Below are 12,610 nucleotides of genomic sequence, written 5' to 3'. Positions count from 1 at the left end.
ATGGGATGGAAGGAGGCCGCCGAACCGGTGCTGACACGAATGCCCTCGGTCACCCGCCCGGAGGGGCACGTGCCCTTCCGCCGCAAGCTCGGGTGGACCGCGGGCATCCTCGTCCTGTATTTCTTCCTGACGAACGTCACCCTGTTCGGGCTCGCGACGGGCTCGGAGGACTTCTTCGGGCAGTTCCGCTCGATCCTGGCGGGGTCGCAGGGGTCGATCCTCCAGCTGGGGATCGGGCCCATCGTCACGGCGAGCATCGTGCTGCAACTGCTCGGCGGGGCCGACCTGCTCGGCCTCGACACGTCGGACCCGCGTGATCAGATCCTCTACCAGGGGCTGCAGAAGCTGCTGGTGGTCGTGATGATCTGTCTGACCGGCCTCCCGATGGTGTTCGCGGGGAACTTCCTCCCCGCCGACCCCGCAGTCGCGCAGTCGCTCGGCGTCGGTTCCAACGGCGTGAAGACGCTCATCTTCGCGCAGATCGCCGTCGGCGGCATCCTCATCCTGTTCATGGACGAGGTCGTCTCGAAGTGGGGTGTCGGCTCCGGTGTCGGGCTGTTCATCATCGCCGGCGTCAGCCAGCAGCTCGTCGCCGGCCTGTTCAGCTGGGAGGCGCTCGGCCGCACGTCGGGCTTCTTCCCCACCTGGTTCGGCATCATCACCGGCTCCGCCGAACTGCCGTCGCTTTTGACCGCCGAGGGCCTGCAGGCGCTGTTCCTCGGACAGGGACAGATCCTCGCGCTCATCACGACGCTGCTCATCTTCGGTATCGTCGTGTACGCCGAGTCCGTCCGCGTCGAAATCCCGCTCTCGCACGCCCGCGTGAAGGGTGCCCGCGGTCGGTTCCCGGTGAAGCTCATCTACGCGAGCGTCCTGCCGATGATCCTCGTTCGCGCGCTGCAGGCGAACATCCAGTTCCTCGGCCGGATCCTCAACACACAGCTCGGGAGCCTGCCGGCGTGGCTCGGGCAGTACAACTCCAACGGACAGGTCACCGGCGGCCTGTTCTACTTCCTCGCGCCCATCCAGAGCCGCGCGGACTGGATGTGGTTCCTCGGGCTCACGTCCAACGAACCCTGGGAGATCATGCTTCGGATCCTGGTGGACCTGACGTTCATGATCATCGGCGGCGCGATATTCGCCATCTTCTGGGTCGAGACGACGGGGATGGGCCCCGAGTCGACGGCCCGGCAGATCCAGAACTCCGGGATGCAGATCCCCGGCTTCCGCCGCAACCCACAGGTCATCGAGAAGGTCATGGAGCGGTACATCCCGCAGGTGACGGTCATCGGCGGGGCCCTGGTGGGTCTCCTGGCCGTGATGGCCAACATGCTCGGCACCATCGGACAGGTTTCGGGCACCGGCTTGCTGCTCACGGTCTCCATCACGTACAAGTTGTACGAGGAGATCGCGGAGGAGCAGTTGATGGAGATGCACCCGATGATGCGCCAGATGTTCGGCGGCGGTAACTGAATATCTGGACGCCTTTTTATATTTATCCGCCGCTGAGACGCATCACTCTCCCGGTGGCCTCACCAGGAGGTGGTCGGCGTGACGGACGTCGACGACTTCTTCGAGCAACTTGATTCGGCCACGGCCGTCACCACCAATAGTGACGATTCCGTCGAATCCACCGTTGAGCAGCCCGACGCGGATGCTGATAGACAGGACTCGGGTACAGACGGGCTCAACGTAGAGGCGAGTCCGAGGACGGTTACCGTATCGTCAGCGTCTCGCTACGCTGCACGGTGTCGGTTCTGTCGTCGTCGGTTCGAGACGACAAGGGACGCGCTGGCTCACGAGGGTATGTGTGAGTCCGAGCCAGTCGCCCACTGTTTGTACTGCAAGCACCCTCACGTCCGTCGTGCGGATCCGACACAGCACTTCAACGGATGCGAGGAGTACGAGGCCGCACAGAGGGCCGCAGGCGAGTGTGACGAGGACCCCGATCTCGAGGAGGAACCGATCACGAGGCAGTTCATTATTCCACAGCCTCACGAGTTCCACGCGTACCTGAAGTGGGATTGCTCACACCTCGCTAACCCGCTCCGGTCGTACTTCGGCCTCCGATCACTCCAGGGGGAACACGACTTCGAGGAGCACGGCCGTCTCCGTGCAGCCACAGAGATCGACGGGAAAGAGTGGGCCGTCGAGTTTGGGTTCAAAGGATCCGGGATCGCTCCTCGCGATGACCCTGGCTTCCGCCTTGACGAGGTCCGTGAGTACCTCGTCTATGTGTACCCGAAGTCGTACTCGTCGTGGTCGGATGCTGCGAGTGAGGGACGCAAACGGGCGTACTTTCGGATTTCCCCGAGGTGGCCCGACATCGAGACTGTCGAGGGATCGCGATCGATGTCGAACCCATGCAACATCGAGGGCTACGATGTCGAGATGGAGGGATCCAACTGGGAGTTCGAGCAGTATCCGCACGTGCTACAGGCGGCTCTCGCGTCTCTCGCTGAACGGCAGGGATTCCGCTTCAATAGTCCGACACCAATCCATCCCGAGGACTTCGCTCCTGGCGACACCCACCCGTCGTCAAATATCGTCGACGCCGAGCTGTACGTCCGCGTCGCGAAGGGAACGACTGGACGTGTAATCGCCTTCGACGGAGTCCTGCATCGGGTTTCGTTGCTCCTCTCCGGCGACCGCGAGGGGTACGCAAAGACGGTTCGTGACGACCGTGAATGCCCCGGCTATTACCACACGGCGACGATCGATTCGATGCGAGCGCACGAACTCATCGGCGGTCACAGCCTCGCGAAGGAGTTCAAACACTACCACGTGCGAAATCCGGATGCCGTAGCGGGTACGGCACTCGAGAACCCCAAGATCGGCGTCTCGTTCCAGAACTCAATTCACGACGACACGCTCTACTGGGACGACCGCGACCAGCTGGTCCGAGAGCTCGACGAGGCACTGCTGAACGTCCTGGAGTGGTCGGACATTCCCACGCGACCAGACTCCCAGTACTTCGTCGCTGACGACTATTTCGAGGTGACCGGATCAGGACGATGGCGGAAGATTCTCCGATACCGACTGCCACGCATCGAGCAGAAACAGGATGACCTTTTGTTCTGTGCCGCGAGTCGGATGAACTCGACGGACGCAGCACTCGTCGACTCCCTCCTTACTGACGGAGGGGCAACCTCTCCGAAGAAGCTCGCGCGAACCATCGGCGTTCACCTCGACACCGTATACGCCTCGATAAAGCGGCTCTCACCGCTGGTCGAGCACACGTATGGCGACGTGCAACTCGCCTCGAAATACATCGCACAGGAAGTAACCGGGTACATCGACTCGGTTAAAGAGAGTATCAACAAGGGCCTCGAAGGAGCGCTCGATGCCCTGTTCCGAGCTGAGACCCACGGCAAGCGGGAGGACCCGTGGACGCGCTGGCTCGACCAGTACGGGGGGAACGTCCGTCGGGTCGAGGGTGCAGACCCCGACCGACTGGAGGTGGGATTCACCCCGTCGACTCTCGACGAAGCCAAGCGCCTCCTTCGATCGGGGGCACAGCGGTGGGCAGAGGTTACCGGCGAACCGCTACGCCGGTTCGGATTCGAGTTTGCACCGGTCGTGAAACTCGTCGACGGGACGAGATACGCCCCCGAGCGCTTCGCTGACGCGCTCGGAAAGCCCGGATAGCGGGACGACTGGTGAGAGGCATCACTGTTCTGTGCCGTAATTAGCGGCTAAAGTTGCTTGTTTCGACCCTGAACTTTGTCGTAGTGATGACGGTTATCTCTGATTTCGAGGAGTCGCGACCACTACCCCTGTCCCAATTCCGGCAGGGGGCGCCCAATTCTCCGTTAGGGGTGTCCGTAAAGACGGACAGGAGGAAACTACGAGCCGCTCCTTCGGAGCGACACCAGATATACACCATACCGCCAGTCGGCGCGCTCACCCGCGCGCCTTAACAGTTGGACTGGATACGATTCTGCAGTTCGAGAAGGATCATGAACCACCTTGCAACTGACCAATCAGGTCCACGATGAGCGGCCAGTTTCACGTCGTTTTCGTGTCCGCGAGCCTTGTCAGCCGACCGAAACCGTACATGGTGATGGCGTACCGAGAAAATACGAGCGAGCTGGGGCCTGGAGGAGTGACGAAGGGGACCGAACTAAGGATGCTGAACGTACTGAGGCCGTTTCAATCCCGGTGTGGGTTCATTGGTTCCTGCGACCGAAGCACGGGGTTGACCGGTGGGTCCGGGAGGGACGTTTCAATCCCGGTGTGGGTTCATTGGTTCCTGCGACGGACCATGAAACGCGACTCCTGCCGCGTGTGGAAGTTTCAATCCCGGTGTGGGTTCATTGGTTCCTGCGACGCGTGTCGGAGTGCCTCGAGGACCCCGAACGCGTCGAGTTTCAATCCCGGTGTGGGTTCATTGGTTCCTGCGACACGGCGGGGAGCTCGTCGGAGCCGCCCATCTTCTGGAGTTTCAATCCCGGTGTGGGTTCATTGGTTCCTGCGACGCCGCGGCACCTCCCCTGCGACGATGGTGGTGATGAGTTTCAATCCCGGTGTGGGTTCATTGGTTCCTGCGACGCCGCGGCACCTCCCCTGCGACGATGGTGGTGATGAGTTTCAATCCCGGTGTGGGTTCATTGGTTCCTGCGACAATACGCTCGTCAACTGTCACGGGTGGGTCCGTTCTGTTTCAATCCCGGTGTGGGTTCATTGGTTCCTGCGACGCCTAACCGGAGGGTCCGGCAGAAGTGCGTCTATCTGTTTCAATCCCGGTGTGGGTTCATTGGTTCCTGCGACGACGCGGTCCTCTATCCCCGTCGTCGGAGCGAGTTTCAATCCCGGTGTGGGTTCATTGGTTCCTGCGACCCGACAATCGTCACCGCTCCGAGTGCAGGGGGTGTTTCAATCCCGGTGTGGGTTCATTGGTTCCTGCGACATCTTATGTCGAGTTGTGACAGCACCTCCGTTTGGTTTCAATCCCGGTGTGGGTTCATTGGTTCCTGCGACAGTTGCGCCTTGACCGCGAGGATGGCGCGGACATGGTTTCAATCCCGGTGTGGGTTCATTGGTTCCTGCGACACACCCACCGAACAGTGGGAACGGAAACTCGACAGGTTTCAATCCCGGTGTGGGTTCATTGGTTCCTGCGACAGGCTCGATGTCGACGTACGCTATATCGATACGTTTCAATCCCGGTGTGGGTTCATTGGTTCCTGCGACGCGTCTTCAGGACCGGACTCCACGGGCCCGTTTCGGGGTTTCAATCCCGGTGTGGGTTCATTGGTTCCTGCGACCCGGCTCGGACTCGAGGACCGGAGAGTCATACATGTTTCAATCCCGGTGTGGGTTCATTGGTTCCTGCGACACGTCGCTCCGTCCGGATCGAGATAGGCGAGTCGATCGGTTTCAATCCCGGTGTGGGTTCATTGGTTCCTGCGACGAGACGGTGGACCTGCGGAGCATGTTCGGGTCGGGTTTCAATCCCGGTGTGGGTTCATTGGTTCCTGCGACACACCTCAGCGGCCACAGACAGGATTTCTGACGAGTTTCAATCCCGGTGTGGGTTCATTGGTTCCTGCGACGTTCACGCAAGCACAGTCCGACATCGTCCAGTGCGGTTTCAATCCCGGTGTGGGTTCATTGGTTCCTGCGACACCGCCGACTTCCAGAGTCGGACCAACGAGACCGACGGTTTCAATCCCGGTGTGGGTTCATTGGTTCCTGCGACGGAGGCGGTGGAGGTACTGCCGGCGTCAGAAGAGTTTCAATCCCGGTGTGGGTTCATTGGTTCCTGCGACACGACTTCTCCTCGAGGCTCTTCCTGGACGTGAACAAGTTTCAATCCCGGTGTGGGTTCATTGGTTCCTGCGACAACAGGTCGTCGGCACGGCACTGAGCGCCGAGTGTTTCAATCCCGGTGTGGGTTCATTGGTTCCTGCGACGACTGGTACCTCAACCACCTCGTCGACGACATCCTGAGTTTCAATCCCGGTGTGGGTTCATTGGTTCCTGCGACCTGCCGCCGCCGACTCACCTCAAGTGTCGTGAAGTGTTTCAATCCCGGTGTGGGTTCATTGGTTCCTGCGACATTGTCTCGGCGTCGGTGGCGCTGTATGACCCAGAATGTTTCAATCCCGGTGTGGGTTCATTGGTTCCTGCGACACGGGCTGGTGTGGTTGCGGGCCGGTGATGGTATGTTTCAATCCCGGTGTGGGTTCATTGGTTCCTGCGACACCGGGGCGAGAAGGTCTGCCGACGCACTGACTTGTTTCAATCCCGGTGTGGGTTCATTGGTTCCTGCGACGCGGCACCCTCTCACAACTCCGAGCTATGGACCGGTTTCAATCCCGGTGTGGGTTCATTGGTTCCTGCGACCCTCTATCTGGGGTTCGAGGAGATGGATGAAGTTGTTTCAATCCCGGTGTGGGTTCATTGGTTCCTGCGACCAACCGCGTTTACCTTGATCGGCGTCGGGCTGATGTTTCAATCCCGGTGTGGGTTCATTGGTTCCTGCGACGCGTCGGCGATCGGCGCGGGCCCGTCCGACCACGGGTTTCAATCCCGGTGTGGGTTCATTGGTTCCTGCGACAGGAGCAGGTCATCGACGCCGTCGACGGCCTCTGGTTTCAATCCCGGTGTGGGTTCATTGGTTCCTGCGACTCGATGCCCTGACCCTCCAGCCAGAGTTCGAACGCGTTTCAATCCCGGTGTGGGTTCATTGGTTCCTGCGACCGTGTACGTTCTTTCAGGCATTTTACCGCTCACCGTTTCAATCCCGGTGTGGGTTCATTGGTTCCTGCGACACCACCCATGGTCACGAGGCCGCAGTCCCAGCAGGTTTCAATCCCGGTGTGGGTTCATTGGTTCCTGCGACGTCCTCGTGGCGCTCATCGGCATCGTTGCAGCGTTGTTTCAATCCCGGTGTGGGTTCATTGGTTCCTGCGACCCGTCGGTTAGTGCCGCCTGGACGGTCCCGGTGTTGTTTCAATCCCGGTGTGGGTTCATTGGTTCCTGCGACACAGCATACCCTCCGAGTTGGTTCGGCGTTGTGAAGTTTCAATCCCGGTGTGGGTTCATTGGTTCCTGCGACATTGCACTGCTTTTCGCCGCACTCGCTGTCACAGCGTTTCAATCCCGGTGTGGGTTCATTGGTTCCTGCGACAAGCACCTCCCGCAGCCACGCGCCGATAACGGACTGTTTCAATCCCGGTGTGGGTTCATTGGTTCCTGCGACGCTCGCGTCCGCGCTGTGGTTCACAGACATCGACAGTTTCAATCCCGGTGTGGGTTCATTGGTTCCTGCGACCTGCTCGACGCGCTGCTCGGAGAGTGACCATGTCGTTTCAATCCCGGTGTGGGTTCATTGGTTCCTGCGACCATTGAGTCGCGAGGAGGACGAGGAGCGCGAGATGTTTCAATCCCGGTGTGGGTTCATTGGTTCCTGCGACTGGACTTTGGGACGACTGCTGGCGGCAGCGAAATGTTTCAATCCCGGTGTGGGTTCATTGGTTCCTGCGACTGTACGCGCTGTCGCAGTTGGCTTCACGGGTGAAGTTTCAATCCCGGTGTGGGTTCATTGGTTCCTGCGACACCCCCGCCCTTTGCTTCCCTCTCTTTCGAGACGTGTTTCAATCCCGGTGTGGGTTCATTGGTTCCTGCGACCGACACGGTCGCTGTTGGAACACGGCAGGACTTCCTGTTTCAATCCCGGTGTGGGTTCATTGGTTCCTGCGACAGCACCCTGAAAACGCCCGAGAGTCCGTCTCGTCTGATTTCACCGGCTCGATTTTTGCCGGATTCGGGTGAAGGGGGGCTGTACACATCCTATTTAAACACCTGAATGCTATTATATAATGTTATTGGCGCCATCATCAGTCTCGGCTTCTTCTGGAATGGTGTGTATACTCCCCTCTGCCGCTGACAGTTTGTAGCATCTGATCCTCGTATCTCCCTCCGCTTGTGCGACGACTTGGTCGAGTCGGGCGAATAGTTCCGCTTGTTCTGTCTCGCTCAATAGACACTCAAACACGCTATACTGCTTCCAGCCGCCGAATGCACGGATGGCGCTCCGGACTTTTCGTCGAGCTGAATCCTCGTCCGAGTCATACACGATGACGAAGTGGTTCTGACTCATTTATATGGGAGATATGGGTGATAGTCGTCAAGTTCACCGACCAGTCGCTTTCGGAGGAGCGTTGCCTGAAGCCGAATCACTTGCCGTCGGCTGACACTATACTCAAACGCTGGATGGGTTTGGGCTTCGGACATGAACTGATCATACTTTTCGAGAAATTTTTCGAACCCGTCTTCTGATAAGCGATTGTTGGTATTGAACGAGTCGTGTGTCAGTATCCGTTGGTTTACCAGTCGAGAGACAAGCCGATCACCGAAGGGGTGGCGGAACTCCTCGATAAGGTCAAGAGCAAGTGACGGCCTCCCATGACGATCGGCGTGGAAGACACCGAGATGCGGGTCGAGATTTCTGGTGTGAAGCGCCGCTTCGACCTCGTTCGTGAGGAACACATAGGTGAGTGAGAGGAGTGAATTGAGATGGTCTTCTGGCGGCCTCGTCGACCGCCCCTCCATTTGCCACCCATCAATAAAGACGTCAGAGAGTGCATCGAAGTATGCTCTTGCAGCCATCCCTTCAGCGCCACGAAGGCTGTCTTGTGTTTGGGGACCTTCGGTCATCGCGAGGGCATCGTATATCGTTTGTGGCGCTGCAACTGATTTCGAGCGGAGAAATCCAATTGCGTTCTCTATCTTTGCCTGAATCAGCTCGCAGGCCAAATTGAGGGCGTCATCATCACCGAAGGCATACTGTGCCCGTCGGACGGCAGCGACAGTGTTGCGATGAGGCAGAAACCGGCCTCGGAACGTACCTGTCTTCGAAAAGTAATTAAGCGTGATTCGGTGGTCATGTGCAACGCTCGTGAATCCCGTCGTGAACGCAACTCCACCAAACACATTGATCGTCCTGACGTGTTCAACGGGGAATGAATCGAGTAACCCATCCTCTCCGTCAACATCTCTGACAGTGATGCGGTTGTCTGTCGTGCCGACCAACGTCCCTTGTCGTTTGATGTAGAGGGTGTCTGCCTCATGTAGCGGTTCTGGCTCCTTCATTGTTCCCACCCACTTCCGGCGACTTTCTCGGGTTCGAGTTCCCGTGTCTCCGCTGGCAGGCAGTAGTGTCTGACCGAGCAGCTCTCACACTTGTCTGGATGCTGTGTGTACGGTGGTAGTTTCCCAACCTCCATCGAGCGTATCTTCTCCACAATTCGTTCGACTCCATCTCGCATCTCGTCGGAAATCGTGATTGCATGACGGGTGTCGGTAGACCGCGTATACACGTAGCCGACGTTGACCGGCTCACCAACCCGTTCTTCCAACAGCATACAGTAGCCCGCTAGTTGGAGCCGGTCGCTCAGATAGACGCCCCCCGACTCAGCCCTCTTTCGCTCAATCGGGGTCATCGCGCCGTCACGACCGTCTTCGATTGCATCCACTTTCCCGTGAAGTCCGAGTTCGTCCGACCGGAGATAGAGTTCTCTCACCTGTCCACCTCGTCGGGTATGGCGTTGGTGTTGGTGTCTCCCTTCCGTGAGTTCGACAGAGTGGCGTGTTACATCGTAGAACCGAAGGTAGTAATACCGTCGTGGACAGTAGACGAACGAATTTATCGCGCTGACGTGGACGAGTTCATCGCGCTGCCCGGCAGTCGTCATCTACCAATCCAACACCTCGTCCAGGTTGTCTGCCGCGTCCTTCTCGGCTTGATCCTGAACACGACAGTGGAGATGTAGCGCGTCATGGCCGAACGCAACTGCGGCATCCCCGCCCGAATATCTCAGTGGATATATGAATCCAAACGGGCCGAGTGAGTAGAGGTTCTGAATTTTCGATGCGTTGCCTTCGAGGGCATAGCAGAGTACCTCGCGTTCACTGAGTGCGTCTTTGAGGTGACTCAACCCTTCGACGTGCCCGTCGACTTCAACCTCCAGCCCTGTCACGCGCTTCGGTTCGCGTGAGTTCCGCGGGTGGTCACTCAGCAGGGTGTACAGCTGTCCAGTCGCTTTGTACGCCACGTGCCGGCCAGCATATTCGGCTGCTTCACCGTCATTGTCAGCCGACCCTCGATAGATGCAGTATCCAGCACTGTATTCTTTTAGCCGACGCACATCGGCGTGTTCGCTCTCGGGAACTCGATTCAGAAACTCTTCTCGAGGGACAAACGAGACGCTGCCATGTCGAAGCAGGTAGGGGATATTGTACGCTTGCATACTCTGCTCCTGTTGGTCGAAGACAAGCGTTTGAATGCTCTCCCCGCGGTAGGTCTTCAGGCCGTCAAGCACCCCTCGGTTCGCGGCGTTGTGAAGACGCTGTACGTCGTCTTTCGTGAGCGTCTCCCCGGGGAAGAAGTGACGCGAGAGCCGCTGGTACCCATCGCGCCGAAGCTCCTTTTTTCGGTCTTCCATCGCATTGTCCTCGCGACTCCTGATGTGGTCGTACGCCTCAACAGCCGAGTAGCGACGGTCGAACGACTCGGGTGCGCGACCGGCATCCACATAGATTTCCTTCAATTCATCCTCGAACCGTCCACGTGGTAGCCACATATCGCCAGACGCCTTATCGAGATCCGTCAGCTTTGAGAACGTGTATTTAGGCACGTAGCCGCGTGCAACCGACTCGTCCTCCCGGTTCCGCAGGCGGCCGAGTCGCTGGAAAAAGCTCGACGCGTCGTGACCGGAGAACATGATCTGCTCAGTGTCGAAATTAACACCCACCTCTACTGCTGAGTTACTCACTAGCGTCGGAGCCTTCAGTTTCTCTTCGAGGTTCTTCCGATGAAAGCCATCGATTCGAGCGACGCCCGTAACACCAGCGTTGCGCAGCGCTCGGTAGACACGGTCGACTTCGTGGATGCCGTCCAGCATGATGACACACTCCCCGTCTCGAACCTGCGAGACGAACGAGTCGTCATCGAGCATCTCCGTCGCCGTCTGGAACGTTTGTGAGGGAAAAACCGTGAGTTCGACCGGGGGCAAGATATCCCGGTATCCTTCGGGGAGGCCATCAGGCTCAAAATCGACTTGTGAGGGTTCCCCATCGAGCACGTCCGGGACCGAGGGGTCATCGGCCCACGCAAACTCATCAGCCCGATAATACGGCGCCGATAGACTGTTCTCGAATTTGGCTTCGAGTTCGGCATCCGGTGTCGCGCTGAGGAAGACAAGCTGGTTCAGCCCACAGACTGATTCGTCGAGGTCATACATTTCGTCGAGCAGGAACAGCATCGTGTTCTGCTCCTTCCGGTTCGCGCGGTGGAACTCGTCCACGACAGCGACCTCGAACCGACGAACGTTCTCGACACGGCTGTTGTAGAGCCCTCGACGCATGAGGACAAACGTATCGGGGTTCGTCAGCAGAATTGTCGTGTTGTATGATGTGCGCCCGAGCTGTTGTCCCAGCAACTGCGACAACCGTTCACCATTACTCTTGGCTTCGGGGAACTGCTCGGCGTACTTCCCGTTCGGACCGATCGTCTCACTCGTGACATTGAGCAATGCGACGTCGTCGCCACCGTCAATGTCTTCGAGCAGCCTATCGATACCTCGTCGCTGATCCTCGATCAGTGCGTTCGTGGGATACACAGCGATGGTATCTAACCCCTTCTCGACGACCGGTGCGACCCACGATTCAGTCTTGCCACTCCCAGTTGGGGCTGCGTTCACGAAGGCGCCGGAGATGCCGCTCGTCAGCGCGTCGTACATCCCCCACTGGTGGCGATGCGGGTCGAGGTTCTGTGCCGGGTAGTCGCCGGGGTACATCCGCAACCCGAGACCGGCCAGCCGGAACGTGAGTGGCTCGAAGTCAGACATCGCTTCGTTTCTGCAAGAGGAACTTCGCATCGGCTGGGTAGCAGATGCGCGCTTCGTAATCTGAGCTCTCACTGAACGGAGAGTCGATGGCGTAGTGGTCGGTATCGAACTCTCCCTCGTAGACGAGAGGGGTGGGCTGCAGTTGCTTCATGATGACTCCACCGGTTGGTCGTGCCTCATGATCGTAGATGCTGAGTGGGTGACCGAGCGAGAACGTCCCTGACCGCCGCTCAGCACCGACGGTTCGGTATGCAACCCGTGCTTTCCCACGCTTCTTCCCAAGGCGGATATAGCGTGGGAGAACGTCCAGTGCCTCCTCGGCTGACCGCCCGTATGGGAAGACGTAGAAGCGAAATAGATTACCCGGTGCGAGCGCCCGCTCACGCTCGAACGAAGGCACGTTCAGGTTTGCCTTCTCGTTTCGCTCATCCTGGGCTGAGTAGTTCGGCGTCGCGTACTTGTCGCCTCGCGCGTTCCGAACAGTGGTGATGAACGACGCACGAACAGAGCCGCGCTTGTCTTCCTTGGCCGGAATCGCCGGTGTGACGTAGAGGTCGTTCACCACCTCAGCGGTGTCTTCGATATACGTCGGCTGGTGGCTGGCATCCACGTAGCGACCACTGGCCAGCCCAAGGGCGTAGTGTAAGGCCGTATTCAATACGCACGGCTCGGTGTCGGCCATTCGTCCAACCTCACGGGAGGCGAACCCGACCTTCCCGTGTGTCAGCATCGTCGCTTCGATGACCTGCATGAGC

General features: G+C 58.8%; 7 protein-coding genes and 1 CRISPR repeat array. Of the genes, 2 read left to right on the top strand and 5 right to left on the bottom strand.

Translation table 11 applies throughout. The annotated features are described in order from the left end of the window. Complete coding sequence (secY, locus tag C2R22_RS15735; RefSeq protein ID WP_103426598.1) at positions 1–1,473, top strand: preprotein translocase subunit SecY; 1,473 nt, start codon at positions 1–3, stop codon at positions 1,471–1,473. A 78-nt stretch (positions 1,474–1,551) separates the two neighbouring features. Continuing rightward, positions 1,552–3,648, top strand: coding sequence for a DUF7845 domain-containing protein (locus C2R22_RS15730; RefSeq protein WP_162562533.1), 2,097 nt, complete (start codon positions 1,552–1,554; stop codon positions 3,646–3,648). Between the two features lie 501 nt (positions 3,649–4,149). Then, a CRISPR array of direct repeats spans positions 4,150–7,708; the repeat unit is 37 nt; unit sequence GTTTCAATCCCGGTGTGGGTTCATTGGTTCCTGCGAC. 111 nt (positions 7,709–7,819) lie between these two features. Here the strand turns inward: C2R22_RS15730 and cas2 are convergent. The 5 genes from cas2 to cas5d are packed head-to-tail and all read right to left on the bottom strand — an operon-like array spanning position 7,820 to position 12,606. After that, the gene (cas2, locus tag C2R22_RS27530) at positions 7,820–8,107 is read right to left on the bottom strand and encodes a CRISPR-associated endonuclease Cas2 (protein ID WP_103426596.1); all 288 of its coding nucleotides are present in this window, start codon (positions 8,105–8,107) and stop codon (positions 7,820–7,822) included. Then, complete coding sequence (gene cas1, locus C2R22_RS15720; protein ID WP_103426595.1) at positions 8,104–9,099, bottom strand: CRISPR-associated endonuclease Cas1; 996 nt, start codon at positions 9,097–9,099, stop codon at positions 8,104–8,106. The genes cas2 and cas1 overlap by 4 nt, the downstream gene beginning before the upstream one ends. Then, positions 9,096–9,701, bottom strand: a complete 606-nt coding sequence (gene cas4 / locus C2R22_RS15715) for a CRISPR-associated protein Cas4 (RefSeq protein ID WP_103426594.1) — start codon at positions 9,699–9,701, stop codon at positions 9,096–9,098. Before cas4 ends, cas1 begins: the two co-directional genes overlap by 4 nt. Further along, a complete protein-coding gene (cas3, locus tag C2R22_RS15710; RefSeq protein WP_103426593.1) occupies positions 9,702–11,855 on the bottom strand; it encodes a type I-D CRISPR-associated helicase Cas3' in 2,154 nt (717 codons plus the stop codon). Beyond that, the gene (gene cas5d / locus C2R22_RS15705; RefSeq protein WP_103426592.1) at positions 11,848–12,606 is read right to left on the bottom strand and encodes a type I-D CRISPR-associated protein Cas5/Csc1; all 759 of its coding nucleotides are present in this window, start codon (positions 12,604–12,606) and stop codon (positions 11,848–11,850) included. Before cas5d ends, cas3 begins: the two co-directional genes overlap by 8 nt. Positions 12,607–12,610 lie beyond the last annotated feature (4 nt).

It is taken from the genome of Salinigranum rubrum, assembly GCF_002906575.1.
Taxonomy (GTDB): Archaea; Halobacteriota; Halobacteria; order Halobacteriales; family Haloferacaceae; genus Salinigranum; species Salinigranum rubrum.
This window is presented reverse-complemented; position numbering and strand designations above follow the sequence as displayed.